Origin of the sequence: Bowdeniella nasicola (assembly GCF_900107735.1) — a bacterium.
GTDB lineage: Bacteria > Actinomycetota > Actinomycetes > Actinomycetales > Actinomycetaceae > Bowdeniella > Bowdeniella massiliensis.
In genome coordinates this window covers 55209-75658 of record NZ_FNQV01000014.1, presented here as the reverse complement: position 1 = coordinate 75658, position 20450 = coordinate 55209, and the positions used below count along the sequence as shown (strand labels likewise).

The 20450-nt window shown below is 66.2% G+C and carries 19 protein-coding genes; 4 read left to right on the top strand and 15 right to left on the bottom strand.

The features are described from left to right. A partial coding sequence (locus BLU67_RS10470; protein ID WP_143027411.1) for an HNH endonuclease signature motif containing protein occupies positions 1-1335 on the top strand: 1335 nt, incomplete at its 5' end. A gap of 80 nt (positions 1336-1415) precedes the next feature. Here BLU67_RS10470 and BLU67_RS10465 read toward each other — a convergent pair. Both BLU67_RS10465 and BLU67_RS10460 read right to left on the bottom strand, forming a co-directional pair. Next, on the bottom strand, positions 1416-2063 hold the full coding sequence (locus BLU67_RS10465) for a response regulator (protein ID WP_092565705.1): 648 nt from the start codon (positions 2061-2063) through the stop codon (positions 1416-1418). 111 nt (positions 2064-2174) lie between these two features. After that, positions 2175-2783, bottom strand: coding sequence for an alanine racemase (locus BLU67_RS10460; protein WP_176780786.1), 609 nt, complete (start codon positions 2781-2783; stop codon positions 2175-2177). 122 nt (positions 2784-2905) lie between these two features. Here BLU67_RS10460 and BLU67_RS10455 point away from each other — a divergent pair, with 122 nt between their 5' ends. Then, positions 2906-3472, top strand: a complete 567-nt coding sequence (locus BLU67_RS10455) for a GNAT family N-acetyltransferase (protein ID WP_092565701.1) — start codon at positions 2906-2908, stop codon at positions 3470-3472. Here BLU67_RS10455 and BLU67_RS10450 read toward each other — a convergent pair. Beyond that, complete coding sequence (locus tag BLU67_RS10450) at positions 3469-4023, bottom strand: DUF4232 domain-containing protein (RefSeq protein WP_176780785.1); 555 nt, start codon at positions 4021-4023, stop codon at positions 3469-3471. The genes BLU67_RS10455 and BLU67_RS10450 overlap by 4 nt on opposite strands. 53 nt (positions 4024-4076) lie before the next feature. On the opposite strand from BLU67_RS10450, the gene BLU67_RS10445 reads away from it, so the two are divergent. Further along, positions 4077-4442, top strand: a complete 366-nt coding sequence (locus tag BLU67_RS10445; protein ID WP_092565697.1) for an ArsR/SmtB family transcription factor — start codon at positions 4077-4079, stop codon at positions 4440-4442. A 5-nt stretch (positions 4443-4447) separates the two neighbouring features. Then, positions 4448-5740 carry an MFS transporter gene (locus tag BLU67_RS10440; protein WP_092565695.1) on the top strand — a complete coding sequence of 431 codons (1293 nt, stop codon included), beginning with the start codon at positions 4448-4450 and terminating at the stop codon, positions 5738-5740. On the opposite strand, the gene dapB is transcribed toward BLU67_RS10440, so the two are convergent. The 12 genes from dapB to infB all read right to left on the bottom strand — a co-directional run bounded on the left by dapB (position 5646) and on the right by infB (position 20321). Then, the gene (gene dapB, locus BLU67_RS10435) at positions 5646-6386 is read right to left on the bottom strand and encodes a 4-hydroxy-tetrahydrodipicolinate reductase (RefSeq protein WP_092565693.1); all 741 of its coding nucleotides are present in this window, start codon (positions 6384-6386) and stop codon (positions 5646-5648) included. The two genes, BLU67_RS10440 and dapB, sit on opposite strands and share 95 nt — an antisense overlap. A gap of 152 nt (positions 6387-6538) precedes the next feature. Next, a complete protein-coding gene (locus tag BLU67_RS10430; RefSeq protein ID WP_092565691.1) occupies positions 6539-8893 on the bottom strand; it encodes a polyribonucleotide nucleotidyltransferase in 2355 nt (784 codons plus the stop codon). 176 nt (positions 8894-9069) lie between these two features. Then, entirely contained in the window at positions 9070-9339 is a 270-nt protein-coding gene (gene rpsO / locus BLU67_RS10425) for a 30S ribosomal protein S15 (RefSeq protein WP_092565689.1), read from the bottom strand. A gap of 155 nt (positions 9340-9494) precedes the next feature. Then, entirely contained in the window at positions 9495-10964 is a 1470-nt protein-coding gene (locus BLU67_RS10420; protein WP_092565687.1) for a basic amino acid/polyamine antiporter, read from the bottom strand. A 9-nt stretch (positions 10965-10973) separates the two neighbouring features. Further along, positions 10974-11921: a bifunctional riboflavin kinase/FAD synthetase gene (locus tag BLU67_RS10415; protein ID WP_261977102.1), complete on the bottom strand. Its 948-nt coding sequence runs from the start codon at positions 11919-11921 to the stop codon at positions 10974-10976. Further along, entirely contained in the window at positions 11918-12877 is a 960-nt protein-coding gene (gene truB, locus BLU67_RS10410; protein ID WP_092565685.1) for a tRNA pseudouridine(55) synthase TruB, read from the bottom strand. Before truB ends, BLU67_RS10415 begins: the two co-directional genes overlap by 4 nt. Further along, the gene (rbfA, locus tag BLU67_RS10405; RefSeq protein ID WP_092565683.1) at positions 12870-13298 is read right to left on the bottom strand and encodes a 30S ribosome-binding factor RbfA; all 429 of its coding nucleotides are present in this window, start codon (positions 13296-13298) and stop codon (positions 12870-12872) included. Before rbfA ends, truB begins: the two co-directional genes overlap by 8 nt. A 10-nt stretch (positions 13299-13308) precedes the next feature. Beyond that, the gene (locus BLU67_RS10400) at positions 13309-13788 is read right to left on the bottom strand and encodes a response regulator (protein ID WP_092565681.1); all 480 of its coding nucleotides are present in this window, start codon (positions 13786-13788) and stop codon (positions 13309-13311) included. A gap of 3 nt (positions 13789-13791) precedes the next feature. Next, complete coding sequence (locus BLU67_RS10395) at positions 13792-15696, bottom strand: sensor histidine kinase (RefSeq protein ID WP_092565679.1); 1905 nt, start codon at positions 15694-15696, stop codon at positions 13792-13794. Continuing rightward, on the bottom strand, positions 15693-17108 hold the full coding sequence (locus tag BLU67_RS10390) for an SLC13 family permease (protein WP_092565677.1): 1416 nt from the start codon (positions 17106-17108) through the stop codon (positions 15693-15695). Before BLU67_RS10390 ends, BLU67_RS10395 begins: the two co-directional genes overlap by 4 nt. 75 nt (positions 17109-17183) lie before the next feature. Beyond that, positions 17184-17399 carry a hypothetical protein gene (locus BLU67_RS12145; RefSeq protein ID WP_143027410.1) on the bottom strand — a complete coding sequence of 72 codons (216 nt, stop codon included), beginning with the start codon at positions 17397-17399 and terminating at the stop codon, positions 17184-17186. Positions 17400-17504: 105 nt separating this feature from the next. Next, positions 17505-20321 carry a translation initiation factor IF-2 gene (infB, locus tag BLU67_RS10385; RefSeq protein ID WP_222842472.1) on the bottom strand — a complete coding sequence of 939 codons (2817 nt, stop codon included), beginning with the start codon at positions 20319-20321 and terminating at the stop codon, positions 17505-17507. Positions 20322-20450: the final 129 nt, after the last annotated feature.

Below are 20450 nucleotides of genomic sequence, written 5' to 3'. Positions count from 1 at the left end.
GAAGCAGCCCTCCTGAAGGAGGCGGAGACTCCGGTACCGGGTGAGTTCCGCAAGAAATGCCGCACCACCTTAGAGATGCTGGATGAAGCCCTCCGCAAAGCCAACAACGCCGCCACAGCCAAACGACGCAAGCAGTCCTTTGATGAGCGTGGGCTCGCGATCACGCTGATCCAGGATGGGGAGTTTGGGGCGAACCTGTTCGCCCACATCCCCGCCGAATATTTACGCATCTTGATGCCAGCGTTGGAGAAGAAAGCCGAAGCCATCGCCAGAGCCCAACGCCACAGCAAAACCCGCAAAGCCGCCGACCGTAAAACACGCTTGTTGGATGCCTTGTTCACCACCATGACCGGCCACTACCCACCCCAACCAGACGACCTCACCCACCTCACCGGAAACGACACCGACAACAGCCAGGACCCGACAGATCAAGATCCTTCCAAAGATCTCTTCGACGGCGAAGACCCATTCGACGGTCAGGACCCGTTCGATGGTCCCGGCCCCTACGGCAGCGGTGGCGGAGGTACTCGTCCCGACCCGAATCACTCCGGTGGTAACAGCGGCAACGGTGCTGGCATCGAAGGCCCGGAAGCGGACTCTTTTGAAGATGATGCCGAGTCGCTTATCGACCGCATCATGGCAGACGATGGCTTCACCAATGGCGACTCATCTCGCCCCACTGCTACCACGACGGTAGCTACCGTAACCGTTGCGGAAACTGCCGAGTTGACGCCGGCACCGCCGGCTCCTCCGATCCTTGCGGACCCCACAGTGGCGTTCCCGGAGCGTACCCGCCACATTTGGGACACGTGCGAAGCAGACCGCGGACGAGAAACCCGCCTCGCCTCCAAAAAACTTCGAAAACTCCTAGCCCTCCGGGATGGCGGGTGTGTCTTCCCCATGTGTACCGACCCACCCGAAGGATGCGTAGCGCACCATATTGTTTCGTGGGAAAGCGGCGGACCCACTGACCTCACCAACCTTGCCTTGGTGTGCTCACGGCATCATCCCCGAGTCGAGAAACCACCCGGCGACCCCAACAGCTGGACCATCATCATCGATGAGAACGGGATCCCAGCAGCTCGGCCACCCCGAAGAATAGATCCCGACCAACAACCGATCTACCATCCGCGCCTCACGTCACCGATATGCGATATCCCGCGCCCCAAAGGCAACACCGAAAGCAACGCGCCGACCGGCCCAGACGATCAACCCCACGCCACCCCCGCGACCACCGATGCAGCGATTACCAATGCGGCAGGACAGTCGCGCGGCGTCGCCCTAGCCAACGACTGGCGCTTCGACGAAGCCCTCAACGGACCACCACCTTTTTGATGCGGGCAGCATTCCACTGCCAAAAGAAAGCCGCTCCGATACTTCAGATGAGAATCGGAGCGGCTTTTTTGCTGCCTCCCTTAGTCCAAGAGGCCGTGCTCGTACGCAAAGACGACAAGCTGAACTCGGTCGCGCAGGTCGAGCTTTCGTAGCAGCGCCGAGATATGGCTCTTGACCGTCGATTCCGAAGCGCCGATCCGCATAGCGATCTCAGCGTTCGATAGTCCCTCCGCAATAATCATCAGGACTTCGCGTTCTTTAGTCGTGAGGCCGTGAAATGCCTCGGGCAGCTTCTCGCGAGTGCGGAAGCTACCCTCCATGAGCGTGGAAAGATCATTGGGGGCCAGAACCGCATTACCAAGATGGACCGTGCGGATCGCTTCAGCTAGCTGCGCCGGCGAAGCATCCTTCAACAAAAAGCCGGCCGCACCGTGACGAATGGCCGTCGTCGCACGGTCGTCGAGATCGAAAGTGGTCAAAATAAGGACGCGGACGTCGGGATTGTTGCCAACGATCCGTCGCGTTGCCTCCACACCATCCATGTCAGGCATTCGAATGTCCATGATGACGACGTCGGGCCGAAGCTCGTCAGCCATTGCCACTGCTGCTGACCCATCTTCTGCCTCGCCGACAACGTCGATGTCGGGAAGTGCTTTGAGTTGGATCGCAATCGCGGTCCGAAAGAGTGCCTGGTCATCGACGATGATGACGCGAATCGGAGTGTTCATCGGATTTCCTGATGTCGGGTGATGGGGATCGAGAAGTGGGACGTCACAATGTCGCCCTCGCGCCAGACGCGCGCGGTTCCACCAACTGCGAGGGCCCTTGCTGTCATAGACTCAATTCCCATTCCGGATCCGTCCGGCGGGCCGGAGTCCGGCGACGAAGGCCTGATGGTAGGCGGCGGCGAAAAGCTCTAAGCCCTCCTCGTTGTGTTCGGGCCCGAGTCCCGCGTCGGGTAAATGTCCCATGAGGCCGATCACCCGAATGAGGCCGGCGCGCTCCAGGGCGCGGGACCGGTGGATGAGCGGCAGCAACTCCGAGCTGCGCGCGCCTTCGCGGTTCATGCCGCAATCGACGTGCAGGTGGATTCGCCCGGTGCGCCGCGTCGTGACGCAGACGCGCGCGATGGCCTCGAGCACGTCGAGGGTGCCGACGGCGATATCGAGCTCGGCGGCGAGCGCTGCCTCATGGTCATCGCCCGGCGAGATGAGCCAGGTGAGGATCGGAGCAGTGATCCCCGCCCGTCGAAGCCCGAAGGCCTCGTGGTACGTCGTCACGCCGAGCCCCGAGGCGCCGGTGCGCATCGCGGTGTGGGCTACGCGAACGTCCCCGTGGCCAAAGGCATTGGCTTTCACGACCGCGATGACCTCGGCCATCGCTGCGAATCGTCGAACATTATCGGCAACTGCGGCCAGGTCGATAATGATCTCACTACGTCCATCCATACGATCAAGCGTGCGCGAATGGGCGTGCGTTGACATCACTCTGGTGGCCCGTTTCAGCTGGCTTTCGGGGCGAGCGGGCTAGCCAAAAGTACGACGGTGCCATCCCTCGGTAGGGTGGGAGCATGCCGTTGCCTGATGTTTCCGTCCGCCCTGCCCTTGCCGAGGACGCCGAGGCGCTCTGGGCTATTCAACGCTCCGCCCTGACTGAGGACATCGCCGCCGCCTTTGGCGGCCAGGTTCCGGATGCCGCGCGGCAGCTGATCGAGGAGACGGACGGCACGTCCTCATGGCGCCAGACGATTAAGTCGCTGCCGAAGAACTCCGCTGTCGTCGTCGCGCTGCGAGCCAATCGCGTGGTCGGTTACGGCACGCTCGTTCCGCTGCCGGAGCCCGTCCAGACCCCGGACGGCCATGGCGTCATCCACGCGGAGATCACCGGCCTGGACGTTCGAGGCGCCGATCAGCGCGCCGGGCATGGCTCACGGCTGCTCGCGGCCCTGATGGACTATGCCGACACGTTTGGTTTTTCCGGCGTTGCGACGTGGGCCGTTGCCGGGGAGGAAAGCCGCACCCGCTTCCTGATTTCCGCTGGGTTCGCGCCGCTCGGGATCAAGCGAGACCTAGACGTTGTCGGCCAGGTGCTGAGCCAGGTCGGGTGGTACACGCTTACTCCGGCGCGCGAGAGCTAGCGTGTTGCTTGCTGGATATCGTCCAGACTGACCCCGACGGGCCACACCTTCAGCATGGGGGTGTCGAGATTGGTACAGACCGTCGCGGGGTATTCCACGAACTGGGTGCCATGGCCGCCCGGCGGGGTGATCGATAAACCACTCACGTGCATGGGCTCGCAATCCGAACCGAAGGCGGACATGTCGCGCAGTTGCAGGACGACGCTCAGTGCTCGATCGGGCGTGACGCGAAGGGACTCAGTTGTCCCTGGCTGCTGCTCCGCGGGATCCCCCAGCGGGGTGCCGTCGCTATCTTGTGAGAACGTCACCTTCGGATAGCCCTCTATCGTGCAGCCACGCGCATGCGCCGCATTGATGTCTACGACGATGAAACCGGCGGCAGCCCGTTCGTCGTCGGGTACACGGACACTCAATACGAGGTCGGACGACACGCACGGAACCGCGGCGCCGCCTGACGTGGCTGACGGCACTGGCCCAGAAATCTTCTCGGTGCCTGCGCAGGCCCCCAGGATCAGGGCCGCGCCGAACACCGTCGCTGCGAGCTTCCTCACACCCTCATCGTACGCCCCTGGAGTCCCGCGTCGCCGTATGTCATAATCTGCGTATGAATGCAGATAGCCGAGAAACGTGGGGTCACACTGATCCCGCGACGCACACGCCTGATTCGACTGACGTAGAGCTCGCGGTCGAGGTGTTCTCGATGCTCGCGGACGCCACTCGGATCCGCATTATCTTGGCCCTGCGCGCGGGCGAGCTCCCCGTCAACACGCTTGCTGAGATTGCCGGGAAGTCTCCCGCTGCGGTCTCGCAGCACCTCGCGAAACTGCGACTGGCCAAGATGGTCCTCACCCGGCAGGAAGGCACGCGCGTCTTCTACCGGTTGGCTAATACCCACGCGAGCGATCTTGTCTCCGATGCCATCCACCAGGCCGAACACATCGTCGCGGCGGCGCCCGGCCACGAGCACTGATCGCCATGCTCGCCGTTCTCAAAAACCCGTCGTATGCCCGACTGTTCAGTGCCCAGGTCATTGCACTTATCGGGACCGGCTTACTGACCGTCGCGCTCGGATTGCTCGCCTTCAATATCGCGGGCGGGAATGCCGGCATCGTGCTGGGAACCGCCCTGATGATCAAGATGGTCGCCTACGTCGCCGTTTCTCCAGTGATGGCCGCCCTCACCGCGTCTCTCCCGCGCAAGCATGTCCTCATTGCCGCGGACATCGTGCGAGCATTGGTGGCGGTCGGCCTGCCGTTCGTGACGGAGACGTGGCACATCTACGTGCTCATCTTTGTGTTGCAGGCCGCCTCGGCGACATTCACGCCGACGTTTCAGGCGGTCATTCCCGAGATTCTTCCCGCGGAGCGCGATTACACCTGCGCGCTGTCACTGTCTCGTCTCGCCTATGACCTCGAAGCAGTCCTCTCCCCCATGCTCGCGGCGGCGCTGCTCACCGTTATCCCGTTCAACGACTTGTTCATCGGGACGGTTGTGGGGTTTGTAGGTTCCGGATTGCTGGTCGCCCTCACGACCTTTCCACCGATGGCAGCCAGCGATGCGGCACCGTTCGTTGACCGGCTGACGCGCGGCGTTCGGGTGTTTGTGCGTTCCGCGGAGCTGCGCGCTTTGCTTGCGATCAATGTCGTTGTCGCGGCGTGCGGCTCATTCGTGATCGTCAACACCGTCGTCCTCGTGCAGTCCTACCTCTCGCGCCCGGAACAGGACGTCGCGGTACTGCTCGCCGCCTACGGGCTCGGTTCGATGGTGGTCGCCCTGCTCTTGCCGCGGGCCCTTGGGGCGGTTTCGGATCGACCCGTCATGCTCGCAGGTTCGGCTTTACTCGCCTTAACCACGCTCGCCGTTGCCGCGACGCTCAGCGCCTCGCCCGCAGAGCTGTCATGGACGAGGCTGCTGATCCTGTGGGCAATCTTGGGGGCTACAACATCGGCGGTCCTTACCCCCTCGGCTCGACTGCTGCGCAGAGGGTCGACGGAGTCCAACCGGCCCGCGGTCTTTGCAGCTCAGTTCGCGCTGTCGCATGCCTGTTTCCTTGTGACCTACCCGCTTGCCGGAAATCTCGGGGCGCGGATTGGATTGTCGTCGACGGCAGCAATCCTCGGCGGGATCGCCGTGGTTGCGGCAGTGATCGCCATCGTGGTGTGGCGTCCGGCAGCTACCGCCCCGGCAGGTCCATCACCTGGTCGAGGCCGTAGGTCAACGGCTGCAATTGGGGAATCTTCCGAATCGCGAGCAGCACACCCGGCATAAAGGACGCCCGATCGAAGGAGTCCGTGCGGATAGTCAGCAACTCGCCGGGGTTTCCTAGCAGAATCTCTTCGTGCGCGGTGAGCCCGCTGATGCGCAGCGCGTGAACCCTCACGCCGTCAATGAGGCCGCCGCGCGTGCCCTGCGGATCATGCTCCGTCGCATCGGGCATCGGCGCTGAGCCGCGGACCTCAGCGATCTTCTTCGCCGTCGCTTGGGCGGTACCACTCGGGGCGTCCAGCTTGTTCGGGTGGTGCAGCTCGATGACCTCTGCCGACTCAAAATAGGGCGCCGCAAGCGCCGCGAAGTGCATCGCAAGAACGGCTGATAGCGCGAAGTTCGGCGCGATGATGACGTTTCGTCCGCTGTCTACAGCGGCTTGTCGCACGCTGTCGATGGCCTCTGGTGTCCATCCCGTCGTTCCGACAACGACATGGCATCCGGCGGCGAGTCCCGCGAGCACGTTGGTCTGCGCCGCCGCAGGGACAGTGAAGTCCACCAGGACATCTGCACCGCGCACGGTATCGGTCGAGATCTCGTCTTCGTGATCGAGCTCCGCGACGAGCTCGAGATCGTTAGCTGCCGAGACGGCCTGAACAACGGTGGAGCCCATACGGCCGTGAGCCCCGGATACGGCGACGGTAATCATGACCTAAAGGTAGCGGAATGGGCGGCTAACTCGCCGCGCGCTCATGTTTCGAGATCAGGTGTAACGCTGCCGGCTGGGCGGCGGCCGGGGCAAAGGGAACCGGCCAGGTCCGCTATGGGACCTGGCCGGTTTCGTTGGTGAGTTAGGCGAGCTTACTCGCTGTCATCCTCGCGGCGACGACGGGTGCGCTGGCGCGGGCGACGCTCGCGGCGGCGGTCATCTCCGTTGGAGCGACGGTCATCGCGACCACCGCGGCGCTCGGAGCGCTCTTCGCGGGGCGAATCCTCGCGGGAGTCGGCATCGTCGGAGCCGTCTTCGTTTTCTTCGCCTTCGACGACAGCGTTCAAGGAGAGCTTGCCGCGGTCATCGATTTCGGCCAGTTCGACCTGGACCTTGGAGCCGACGGGCAGCACGTCGTCGACATTCTCGACGCGCTTGCCGCCGACGAGGCGACGAATTTGGGAGACGTGCAGCAGCCCGTCCTTGCCCGGGGACAGGGAGACGAACGCACCGAAGGTCGTGGTCTTGACGACCGTTCCGACGAAGCGCTCACCGATCTCGGGCATCTGCGGGTTGGCGATCGCGTTGACGGCGTCGCGGGCGGCGTCCGCGGCAGCGCCGTCGGAGGCGCCAATGTAGACGGTGCCGTCGTCCTCAATGGTGAGCTCGGCGCCGGTGTCTTCCTGGATCTGATTGATCATCTTGCCCTTGGGGCCGATGACCTCACCGATCTTGTCGACGGGGATCTTCACGGCGATGATGCGCGGCGCGGTGGCGGCCATCTCGTCGGGCGCGTCGATCGCTTCGTTCATGACGTCCAGGATGTGCAGGCGCGCGTCGCGGGCCTGGGACAGGGCCTTGGCCAGTTCCTCGGAGGGGATGCCGTCGAGCTTGGTGTCAAGCTGAATGGCGGTGACGAACTCGCGGGTGCCGGCGACCTTGAAGTCCATGTCGCCGAATGCGTCTTCGGCGCCGAGGATGTCGGTCAGGGCGGCGTAGCGGGTTTCGCCGTCGACCTCGTCGGTCATGAGGCCCATGGCGATGCCGGCGACGGGGGCGCGCAGCGGCACACCGGCCTGCAGCAGCGAGAGCGTGGAGGCGCACACGGAGCCCATCGAGGTGGAGCCGTTGGAGCCGAGTGCCTCGGAGACCTGGCGGATCGCGTAGGGGAATTCCTCGCGGGTGGGCAGCACGGGCACGAGGGCGCGCTCGGCGAGGGCGCCGTGGCCGATTTCGCGGCGCTTCGGGGAGCCAACGCGGCCGGTCTCGCCGGTGGAGTACGGCGGGAAGTTGTAGTTGTGCATGTAGCGCTTGGAGGTGACCGGGCTCAGGGAGTCGATCTGCTGCTCCATGCGCAGCATGTTGAGGGTCGTGACGCCGAGGATCTGGGTCTCGCCGCGCTCGAAGATTGCCGAGCCGTGAACGCGTGGCAGAACTTCTACCTCGGCGGACAGGGTACGAATGTCCTTCAGGCCGCGGCCATCCATGCGCACGCCTTCGGTGAGGGTGCGGTGACGCACGAGCTTCTTGGTCAGCGCGCGGTAGGCGGCGGACAGTTCCTTCTCGCGGCCCTCGAATTCTTCGCCGAGGGCTTCGAGCATTTCGTCGCGGCCGGCGTCGATCTGGGCTTCGCGCTCCAGCTTGCCGACGATCGCGATCGCCTTGGACAGGTAGTCGGTCGAGTGCTTTTCGACGGCCTCGAACGCGTCGTCCTGGTAGTCCAGGAACAGCGGGAATTCGGCGGTCGGCTTGCCGACCTTTTCCGCAACGACGAGCTGGGCTTCGCACAGCGCCTTGATGAACGGCTTGGCGGCCTCGAGGCCCTCGGCGACGATTTCTTCCGTCGGAGCCGTCGCGCCCTGGTTCTTCACCAGGTCCCACGCGTTATCGGTGGCTTCGGCTTCGACCATCATGACGGCGACGTCGTCGCCCACGATGCGGCCGGCCACGACCATCGAGAAGACCGCGCGCTCCAGCTCGGAGTAGCGCGGGAAGGCCACCCACTGGTTGTCGATGAGCGCGATGCGCACGCCACCGATCGGGCCGGAGAACGGCAGACCGGCGATCTGGGTCGACATCGAAGCGGCGTTGATGGCGACGACGTCGTATGCGTCGTCGGGGTGGATCGCGAGGATCGTCTCAACGATCTGCACCTCGTTGCGCAGGCCCTTAACGAAGGCGGGGCGCAGCGGGCGGTCGATGAGGCGGCAGGCGAGGATCGCGTCGGTTCCCGGGCGGCCTTCGCGGCGGAAGAACGAGCCGGGGATCTTACCCGCGGCGTATTGACGCTCTTCGACATCGACGGTCAGCGGGAAGAAGTCGAACTGATCCTTGGGGTTCTTGCCGGCAGCGGTGGCCGACAGGACCATGGTGTCCTCGTCGAGGTAGACGACCGCGCTTCCGGCGGCCTGGCGGGCGAGCCGCCCGGTTTCAAAGCGCAGCGTGCGCTTTCCAAACGAGCCGTTGTCGATGACGGCTTCGGCGAATGTGATTTCTGGGCCTTCCATGGCACCTTCCTGTGTCATGGCCACTCCCCCGACGGTCATCGATCGAAGCTCACGGACTCGACTGTTCCGGGAGCCACCACCGAGGACCGGGCAGGCGGTGTGGCGCTCTTCAGTTGGGGTTTGCTTCGCGCACCAAGTGCACGAACGGCCCGGGAGTTACCCCGGGCCGATTCCGTCTAGCGGCGAATGCCGAGACGTTCGATGAGGGAGCGGTAACGCTCGATGTCGATCTTCTTCAGGTAGTCCAGAAGACGACGACGCTGACCAACAAGCAGCATGAGACCACGACGTGAGTGGTGATCGTGCTTGTGGGTCTTGAAGTGTTCGGTCAGATCCTTGATGCGCTGGCTCAGCAGCGCAACCTGGACCTCGGGGGAGCCGGTGTCGCCCTCATGGGTGGCGTACTCGGCGATGATCTTTTCCTTGACGTCCTTGCTCAGCGGCACAGGCTTCTCCTTCTACTTGTTGCACAGAGCCTCGGGGCAGGTTCTCCCAGGCACGACGCATCCGTGGCCGATAATGACGGCAACCGCTAGGTTATCACGCACACCTCGCGATCAGCGGAGCGGGCAACGACGTTCGGTATGTGCGATCAAACACCCTAGAACGAGGCGCGTCCGGTGGCGAGCATCCACATGAAGGTCATGGTGCCAGCGATGAGGAATGCGAGGACCGCCCATTCGACGGGTTTGAAGATCCCGCGGTGGCCGGATTCGCGCCGTGCGGCGACATACAGCGGCGTGAGAACGAGATAGGCGGTGATGGAGCCAAAGAAGTACTCCAGACCTCCGGCGTAGATGAGCCAGGTGCCGTAAATCGTCGCGAGGAAACCGATCACGGTATCGCGTTTGCGCACCTGCTGGGCGTCGGGGGCGCTGGGTTTGAAGGAGCTGAGCAGCTGGAAGAGCGCGACGAGCGTGTAGGGAATCAGGAAGACGCCGGAGGCGAGCAGGATTAGGAACTCGTAGGTTTTTTCGCTAAAGGCCGTCCACAATAGGACGATCTGTACGCAGATATTCGTGATCCACAGCGCGATGCGCGGGGTGCCGTGGGAGTTGAGGCGCCCGATGCGTTCGGGGATGACACCGTCGAGGGAGGGAATCCGCAAAATCTCGGTGGCGAGCAGGATCCAGCTCAGCAGGACGCCAAGCAGGGAGATGATGAGGCCACCGGAGATGAATTTCGCGCCCCACGGGCCGACGACGTGAGCAAAGACGCCGGCGAGCGATGGGTCGGCGACGTGCGAGAGCTCGTTTTGGCTCATCACGCCGTACGACAGCAGGTTGACGGCGATCAGGAGGGCGAGGACGAAGAGGAATCCGAGGACGGTGGCGCGGCCGACGTCGCGGCGCTCGCGGGCTCGCCGGGAGAAAATCGAGGCGCCCTCAACGCCCGAGAACACCCACACGGTAATGAGCATCATGCCGGCGACCTGGCTCATGGTGGAGCCGAGCAGCGTTTCCTCGCTCGTTCCGTTGACGCTCACTGCGGCGTTGTCGCCCCAGAAGTTCTCGGTCAAAAAGCCGGCTTTGAAGAAGAAGAACGTCACGATGATGAAGACGAGCAGCGGCACGACCTTGGCGATCGTCACGATGACGTTGACGATCGCTGCGGTCTCCACGCCGCGCAATACCAGGTAGTGCACCACCCACAGCAGCGCGGAGGCGCACGCGATCGCGATCCACGTGTTGCCGCCTTCGAAGGCGGGCACGAAGGTGCCGATCGAGCTCATGAGGAGCACGAGGAAGCCGACGTTGCCGATCCAGACGCCGATCCAGTAGCCCATGGCGGCGCAAAAACCGATGAAGTCGCCAAATCCCTCGCGGGCGTAACCGTAGATGCCGCCGTCGAGCCGCGGTAGGCGCATGGCCAGCGATTGGAAGGACAGGGCAAGCATGAGCATCCCGAAGCCGGTGATGGCCCAGCCGATCATGAGCGGGCCGGGGGCTGCGGCGCGCGCCATTTGGGAGGGCAGTCCGAAGATGCCGCCCCCGATCATGGAGCCGACGACGAGGGCCGTCAGGGCTGGCAGGGCAAGGCCGTGCTGCTTCGGTGCAGTCTGGGAGGACATGTGCCTACTTTAGCGTGCAGTGACGTGGCTTGGGTCGACACGGCAGGCCGCTGGGATACCAAGGATGCGGCTGGTTTCGGCCAGATCGTTATCCATCGCCGCGAGGAGCTCGTCGAGGGAATCGAAACTCGCCATCGCGCGGATGCGTTCGGTGAACTCGACTTCGACCGTCTCGCCGTAGAGGTTGAGGTCGGCGCGGCCGAGGACGTGGGCCTCCACCGTGCGGCGCTCACCGTCGAAATGCGGGTTGGTGCCCACCGAGATGGCGGCGGGTAGGCGCTGCTCGGTGGCGTCATTGCAGCGGATGAGCCAGCCCGCGTAGACGCCATCGGCTGGGACGACGCCGACGCCCTTGGCGTGGACGTTGGCCGTCGGGAAGCCGAGTTCGCGGCCGCGCTTTAGGCCGTGTTCGACCTCGCCGCGCACCCGGTGCGGGCGGCCGAGGACGTAGGCGGCCTCGCGCACGTCGCCCTTCAGCAGGGCTTCGCGCACCCAGGTGGAGGACCAGCGGCGCCCGGTGCGCGGATCGTGCAGGTCGCGCACGATCTCGACGTCGAAGCCGAGGTCCGCGCCGAGGGCAGCGAGGCAGGCCGCGTCGCCCTCATTTCCGGCGCCGAAGCGCACGTCTTCGCCCTCGACGACGCAGGCGGCGCCGAGGCGCTGAAGCAGGAAGGTTTGGACGAACTCGCGCGGGGACTGCGCGGCGAAATCGAGGCTGTATGGCACGACGTCGACGTCATCGACGCCGAGCGAGGTCAGCAGATCGATGCGGTGCTCGAGCGTGGTGATCTCGGTGAGGTAGGCGCCCGGGCGGTGGACCTTGACGGGGTGCGGGTCGAACGTCATGACGATGAGGGGCACGCCACGGCGATCGGCCTGGGCGCGCGCGGCGGCGAGGACCGCTTGGTGGCCGCGGTGCACGCCGTCGTACATTCCGATGGTGACGACGCTGCTCACTGCGCCTCCAGGACGATGACGGGCCGCGTCTTGCCCTCGCGGGTGGTGATGACGGCGATGAGGCGGCCGTCGCAAGCGGCGAGGGCGAACTCTGAGGTGCGGGTCGGTGCGGGGGCGGAGGCGGAGGCGGGCTCGGGAGGTTCGACGGGGTCGAGGAAACGCCCCTGGGCCAGATCGGCTGCCTCGGCCTCGCTAACCTCGCGCACCGGTAGGACGCGGCTCATGACCGCGAGCGGATCGAGCAGCTCGGGGGCCGCGAGCTCGCTCGCATCGTCCAGGGTGAAGGGGCCGACGGCGCTGCGTTTCAGGCTCGTGAGGTGGCCGCCCACGCCGAGCGCGGCGCCCAGATCGCGCGCAATCGCGCGGATGTATGTGCCGGAGCTGACGCGGGTGCGGATCGAGAGATCGATGACGCCGGCCCCGCTCTTGCCCGTGGTAGGCGTCGGGCCGGAGACGAGCTCGAGCTCGTGGATCGTGACCGGGCGGGCGGCGAGTTCAACGTCTTCGCCCGCGCGCACGCGGTCGTAGGCGCGTTTACCGTCGACCTTGATCGCCGAGACAGCAGTGGGCCGCTGCAGGATGTCGCCGTGGAAGGCCTCGAGCGCGCTCAGGATCTGCGCGTCGGAGAGGCGGAAAGCGTCGGGCGCTGTTGCGTCGTCGGAGGCGGGCGCGGCCGCGGCCGCGGAGAGGAACTCCCCCTCGGCGTCGTCCGTCGTCGTCGCCTCCCCCAGGCGGATCGTCGCCTCGTAGGTTTTATCCAGCCCGACGAGGTAGGTCAGCAGCCGCGTGGCGCGCCCGACCCCGGCGATGAGCAGGCCCGTCGCCATCGGGTCCAACGTGCCGGCGTGGCCGACCTTGCGGGTTTTCAGTTCGCGGCGCAGCGCCGCCACGACGCCGTGGGAGGTGGGGCCGGCGGGCTTGTCGATCAGGACAAACCCGCTGGGGCCGTTACTCATCGACGCGCGGCTTCTTGTACGGGTCCGCCTCCCCCGCATAGGACTTGGTGGCGGCCTGCTCGGCGATCTCGGCGTCGGCGGCCGCGGCGCGGCGCAGCGCGTCGTCGATCGCGGCGGCGGATTCCGGCAGGGCGTCGGGAATGAACTCGATCGTTGGCGTCAGGCGCACGCCGGTGCCCTTGCCGACCTCGCTGCGGATCAGGCCGCGCGCGGATTCGAGCGCCGCCTGGGTGCCGGCCTGCTGCTCCTCATCGCCGAAGACGGTGTAGAAGATCGAGGCGTGCTGAAGGTCGCCCGTCATGCGCACGTCGGTGATGGTGACGAAACCGAGGCGCGGGTCCTTGATGCGCGAATCCAGGAGCTTTGCGACGATGACCTTGATTCGCTCGGCGAGCCGCCGGGCGCGTTGTGGATCAGACATGCCTCTAAGGCTAGTAGCGCTCGCGAATGCCGTCCATTGCGCGCACCGCATCAAGGATTCGCAGGTGCGGCAGCGGGTCGAGGCCCTGCTCGATGACGTAATCGGTGAGCTGGTTTTTCACGACGGCGATGAGCTCGGCGGGCGACCACGGCTTGGCGATGTAGTGATCGAGCCCGGCCTCGTTGACGGCACGGATCGTGTCGTCCTGATCGGCCTGGCCCGTCACGAGCACGGTGCGGGCGGCGGCCGTGCGCGCATCGGACTGCATGGCGACGAGGAAATCGACGCCCGTCGTGCCCGGTAGGCGGTGATCGGCCAGGATGAGGGCGAACGGGTCGCCGTCGGCATCGATCTCGTCGACGACCTGCCAGGCGTCGGGCACATCCTCGGCGAACTCGACGCGCGCGACCTCGGCGATCGGCGCGAGATCGCGGGCGAGGGCCGCGCGCACTTCGGCCTCGTCTTCTAGCACGATGATGGCAAGTCGCATGTCTTACTCCTTGGTTGTGGGTAGGCAGACGGTGACGCTCGTGGCGCCGGGCTGCGAGTCGATATCGATCGAGCCGGCGTGTTCGTTGACGATGTGGGCAGCGAGGCCGAGCCCCATGCCGAGGCCGAAGCGCACGGTGCCGTGTTTCGTCGTGAAATGGGGTTGGAAGACCTGCGGCAGGACGTCCGGATCGATGCCCGGGCCGTTATCGGCGATCGTGACGCAGACGCGATCGCCGGGGGCGTCGGCCACGGTGATGGTGATGACGCCGCCGCCTTGCGGGCGGTGTTCGGCGAGCGCCTCGCCCGCGTTGACGAGCACGTTCGTCCAGACCTGGCCGAGCTGGGAGGGGTGGCCGGGCACGCGGCCGCGGGCGGTGTAATCGCGCACGATCTCGATATCGCGCAGGCGGTGCGAGACGAGGTGCAGGGTGTCGTCCAGCGTTTCGGCGAGATCGATCGCGGGCAGGATTTCCTCGTCCGGCCGTGCGTAGGAGCGCAGCGAGGTGACGAGGGTGGTGATGCGGCGGGTGGCGACGGTGATGCCGCGCAGCTGGGCGCCGATGCGGCTGGCGAGTTCGAAGCGGTCGACGGCGGCGGGGCCCTCGGCAAGGACCCCGCGCGCGGCGGTCTCATCGGCGATGCCCGCCGTGACGAGGCGCCAGGCCGTGGCGGCGTCGGTGAGCTTTTCGAGCGCGCGGCGCAGGCGGCGTTCCTCGGCGGTCGAGCGCGGGGCGCGGGTGCGGGCGGCGGTGATCGTCGCGGTGAGGGCGGCGCCGTCCGGGTGGCTGGCGAGCAGCGTGTCGAGGTCATCGGCGAGGTGATCGGCGCTGCGGGTCAGGGCTGCGACGGGGTTGTTGAGCTCGTGGGCGAGGCCGGCCGATAGCTCGCCGAGCGTGGCAAACCGCGCCTGCGCGATGAGCTCCAGGCGCGCTGCCTCCAGCTGGCTGAGGGCGGTGGCCAGTTGGGCGCGCTCCTTTTCCAGCGCGATGTTGAGGTCATTGCGCTCGACCTGCAGCTGCTCGCTGCGCAGCAACCGCGCCGCGAACCCGCGGATGGCGACGGCCGCGAGCGCCGCGCCCACTTCCGCGTCGAGGGCGAGGGCGCGATCGAGCTGCTCGATCGAGAGGTGAATAACGACGACGTCGGTGGTCGTCGTCGCGGTAAAGAACGCCTTTTGGGAGCGTGACAGGCTCAGCAGCCCGACGACGGGCCCCGTCGAGGCGTGATGCAGCAGGAGGTCCTCGGCCTCGGTGTGCCGGGTGAGCGCGACCCGGCCGGAGATCACAACGAAAACGCCGTCGACGCTCCGGCCCTGGCGGGTCAGGCGCACCCCGGCCGGCAGGTGCAGGCGCGGCCGCGGCCCGAGCGCCCGCTCAATCGCGGCGACGAGCTCGCCTTCCACGACGTGGCTGGAGGCCTCAATATCGCGCAACAGCTCGGACTTCGGCGAATCCGCCCTGGCGGCCTGGTCCTGCTCCTCGAGCACGGCGAGCGCGCCGGGGTGGTGCAGGCGCAGCCAGCGCGCGATCTGCGAGGAGGCGTGCTGGCCCAAGAATCCGCTCGTCATCGGCAGCGCGACGAACGCGTCGACGGTGCCGGAGTCCACGGCGCGCGCGACGTCGGCGTGATCGCCCGGCGAGGTCAGCAGCAGCACTCGCGCCCCCGCGAGCTCTTCCATCGCCGCGAGCGCATCGATGCGCTGATCGGCCGGCCCGAGCCCAGGCAGGATGACGAGCAGCGGCACCTCGCGGTCGCCCGGCAGCTCGGCGCGCACCGCCGCGACGTCGGGATAGGTCGAGACGATGGTCGCCTCATCGACGACGGCGCGCAGCTCGGCGGCGACGTCGTCGGCGGGCTCACCGTGCCCAACGACGACGACCCGCAGCGGCCGGATGCGATCGGTCATAGGAGGCCCAGCGTCGTCCAGAACCAGGGCATGACGAAGGCGAGCAGCACCGCGCCGGCAAGCCCAACGATGACGCCGATGAGCGCCATGTACTTCGTGGGGACTTCGCCCGTGGCATAGGCGATCGCATTCGGCGGCGTGGAGATCGGTAGCGACATGCCAAGCGAACACGCGAGCGCGATGATGACGCCCACCTGAACGATGTCGAGCGCGATCGCCGAGCCGAGCCCGAGCGCCAGCGGAATGAGGAGGTTGGCGGCGGCCGAGTGGCTGATGACGTTGGACATGCCGAGCCCCATCGCCGCGAGGACGACGATCAGCCCCGTCACGCTCATCGCGGTCCAGTTCACCGAGCCGAGCAGCCATTCATCCAGGCCCGAAGCGCCCACGCCTACCCCGAGCGCGATGCCGCCGGAGACGAGCCAGAGCACGGGCCATTGCAGCATTTTCAGGTCATCGCCCGTCATGACCTGCGTCGCGAGCAGGATCGCGACGGGGATGAAGCCGACGACGTTGGAGTTGATGCCGTGCAGCGGCTCGGTCATCCACAGCGCGACGGTCAGGCCCGCGACGACGTAGTAGATGCGCGCGGGCGCGGAGCGATCGAAGTTGCTGCGCAGCGCGAGCTCGAGGTTCGTGCCCTTGGGGATGAAGAACGTGACGATGACGAACCAGCCGATCGCAAGCACGATGAGCATGAGCGGGACGGCGAGCATCATCCATTTCAGGAAGGAGATCTGGATGCCGTGGGAGGCGAGCGCGCCGAGCGCGATCGCGTTCGGCGGCGTCCCGACGGGAGTCCCCATGCCGCCAATATTGGCCGCGACGGGGATCGACAGCGCGAGCCCGGCGCGCGCCTTCGCGTCGGACATGACCGCGAGGATTGGAATGACGACGGCAAACATCGTCGCCGTCGTCGCCGTATTCGACATGAACATCGACAGCACGGCCGTAATCCCCATGAGCCCCAGCACCGTCATCCGGCCGGAGCCCTGGAAGGGCTTGAGCATGACGGCCGCCAGGTTGCGGTCGAGGCCGAACTTCGCGGCCCCGTCGGCGAGCAAAAACCCGCCGAGGAACAGGATGATGACCGGGTCGGCCAGCGCCGCGAAATAGGCCTTCGCACCGAGGGCCTGCTCCCCCACCGGCAGGAGCGCCGCGGAGGAGATGAGCAGCACCTCAAAGAGGATGACGAGCACGGCCGTCGCGACGAGCGGGATCGCCTCGGTCACCCAAAAGACGATCGCGAGCAGGAAGATCGAGAGCATCCGCTCGCCCTCGGGCGCCAGCCCGGGGATGTCGACGACGAAGGGCACGAGGAAGGCAAGGACCCCGAGGATGATGCCGGTGAGCTGGATCTTGTTCGGGCGCTCAAGACGTACGACGGGGCGAGTGTGTGCTGATGCGGGCATCAGGTCTCCGTGGCTAAGGTTCGGCCGGGCTGCACTGTCCGGCTGGCGCGCGCCACCTAGGCGCGGCCACGTACCTCATTCTAGGCGGGCTGGCGCGCTCGCTTCGGGCCCTTCGGCCCGTGCACTAGGCCCGGCAGCCGGCGCTGCGTCATGGCGACTAGGTGGTTCGCCGATGAGGACCTCGACGGCGCATAGGCATGCCATCGAGTCATAGCGCGCGAGGGCTGCGTCGGTGTCGGCATCGCCGGTGCGGCGTCCCGGAACCGGGATGGTTGTAGCTGAAAGCTGCATGGTTTCCCCCTGTTTTACGATCCGCGTGTCAGCGACGAATAGGTCAGGATATGGCACGGGCCGGCATTTCCGCTATGGAAATACCGGCCCGCGTCGACTGCGTGGTTAGTCGCGCTTCTTTTCGCGCATCTCCCACGTCTCGATGGTGTCGCCTTCGGCGATGTCCTTGATGTTGCCAAGGCCAATACCGCACTCGAAGCCCTCGCGGACCTCGGTCACGTCGTCCTTTTCACGACGCAGCGACTCGATCTTGAGGTTGTCGGCTACGACGATGCCGTCGCGCAGCAAGCGGGCATGGCTGCCGCGCTTGATGGTGCCGGAGCGGACAATGGAGCCCGCGATGTTGCCGAACTTGGAGGAGCGGAAGATCTGGCGGATTTCCGCCGTTCCCAGCTGCGCCTCTTCGTAGATTGGCTTGAGCATGCCCTTCATCGCGTTTTCGATGTCCTCGATCGCCGCGTAGATGACCGAGTAGTACTTGATCTCCACGCCCTCGGCATCGGCCAGTTCGCCCACGCGTTCGGCGGGGCGGACGTTGAAGCCGACGATGACCGCGTTGTCGACGGTCGCGAGGTTGACGTCGTTCTGCGTGATCGCACCGACTCCGCGGTGGATGATCCGCAGCTGGACTTCTTCGCCAACATCGATCTTGAGCAAGGAGTCTTCGAGAGCCTCGACGGCACCGGAGACGTCGCCCTTGAGGATGAGGTTGAGGGTTTCGACCTTGCCTTCCTTCAGGGCGGCATCGAAGTCCTCCAGCGAGATGCGCTTGCGGCGCTTGGCCAGCTGCGCGGCACGCTCGGCGGCCTCACGCTTGTCAGCGATCTGACGGGCGGTGCGGTCATCGGGCGCTACCAGAAAGGTATCGCCTGCGCGCGGTACGCTCGTCAGGCCGATCACCTGGACCGGGCGGGACGGGCCCGCCTCGTCGACGTTCTCACCGTACTCATCGAACATCGCACGGACGCGACCAAAGGCCGTGCCCGCGACGATCGAATCGCCGACATGCAGGGTGCCCGACTGCACGAGCACCGTCGCAACCGAACCGCGGCCGCGGTCAAGGTTCGCTTCGATCGCGACGCCGCGCGCGTCCTTGTCCGGGTTGGCCGTGAGTTCGAGCGCGGCTTCGTCGGTGAGCAGGACGGCCTCCAGGAGGCTGTCGATGTTCAGGCGCTGCTTAGCAGAGACCTCGATACACATCGTCTCGCCGCCGTACTCTTCCGGCACGAGACCGTACTCGGTGAGCTGGCCCTTGATCTTGTCCGGGTTCGCTTCCTCGCGGTCGATCTTGTTGATCGCGACGACGATCGGCACGCCGGCCGCCTGCGCGTGGTTGATAGCTTCGACCGTCTGCGGCATGACGCCGTCATCGGCCGCGACCACGAGGATCGCGATATCGGTGACTTCGGCACCACGGGCACGCATGGCGGTGAACGCCTCGTGGCCCGGGGTATCGATGAACGTGATCGTTTCTTCGTGGCCCTCGTGCGGGACGCGGACCTGGTAGGCGCCGATGTGCTGGGTGATGCCGCCGGCTTCGCCTTCCACGACGTTGGTCTGGCGGATAGCATCCAGCAGCTTCGTCTTGCCGTGATCGACGTGGCCCATGACGGTGACAACAGGTGGGCGCTTGGGAAGATCCTCGCCCTTTTCCCCAGCCGCTTCCGCGTCGAGGTCGATATCGAAGGCTTCCAGCAGCTCACGATCCTCGTCTTCGGGCGAGACGATCTTCACGACATAGCCGAGTTCGGCGCCGAGGGCCTGGAACGTGTCCTCGTCGACGGACTGCGTGGCCGTCACCATCTCGCCGAGGTGGAACATCACCGTGACGAGCGATGCGGGATTGACGTTGATCTTGTCAGCGAAATCCGTGAGTGAGGCGCCGGCGCGGATCCGAATCTCGGTCGTGCCATCGCCGCGCGGGATCTGGACGCCGCCGATCGACGGCGCTGACTGCTGCTCGAATTCTTGCCGCTTCGCGCGCTTGGACTTCCGGCCACGCACGCGCCCGCCGCCGCGCCCGAAGGCGCCCTGCGTCGAGCCGCGACCACCGCGACCACCGCGCGGAGGACCGAAGCCGCCGCCACCGCCGGGACCACCAGCGCCGCCGGGGCCGCCGCCACGACCGCGGCCACCACGGCCGCCGCCGCCACCGCCCTGACGTGCGGGGGCACCCGGGCGCGAGACGGCGGAGCGATCGGGCATCATGCCCGGGTTCGGACGTGGGCCACCGCCGCCACCGGGGCGAGGGCCGGGAGCCGGCCGCGCGCCACCGGGACGCTGCCCGGGACGGGGACCGCCCGAGCCGCCCGGACGGGGCATGCCCTGCGAGGAGCTGAACGGGTTATTGCCGGGACGCGGACCACCGCTGCCACCACCGCGCTGTCCCCCGCCGCGCTGACCCGGACGGGCCATGCCCTGCGAGGAGCTGAACGGGTTATTGCCGGGACGCGGACCGCCGCCGCCACGCTGGCCGCCGGGCTTGGGTGCCTGGGGGCGCGGTGCGCGGGCACCAGGCTTGGGTGCCTGGAACTCCGGTGAGCTCGACTCCGGCTTGGGCGCCTCGGGGGCCGGAGCAGACTGGCCGGTAACGTCGGCCGGCGTCGGAGCCGCCGGGCGCTTGGGCGCGGGCTTCGGGCTCGGCGTCGCCGATTCGGCCTTTTCGGCCGGTCCGCTCTTCTTTGCTGGGCCGGGCTTCGCGCCGGCCGTTGGCTTGGGGGACGCCTTCGGCTTAGCTGCCGGGGCGTCCTTCTTAGCCTCGTCCTTTTTCGGGAAGGCATCGCGTACGCGCTTGGCTACGGGTGCCTCGACCGTCGAGGACGCTGTTTTGACGAATTCTCCGAGCTCGCTTAGCTTCGCGAGCACGGTCTTGCTGTCGACACCGAGCTCTTTGGCGAGCTCGTGGACACGCAACTTTGCCACAATTCTCCTGTCCGGGTCCGTTCCCGCACAGGAAACAGACCGCTAGTTGTGCTGGCAGCTCATCGCTGGGTACTCATCGGGTGCCCATCGGCTTCCAACCCGCTTTCCTCGTTGGTGGTCCACATTGGA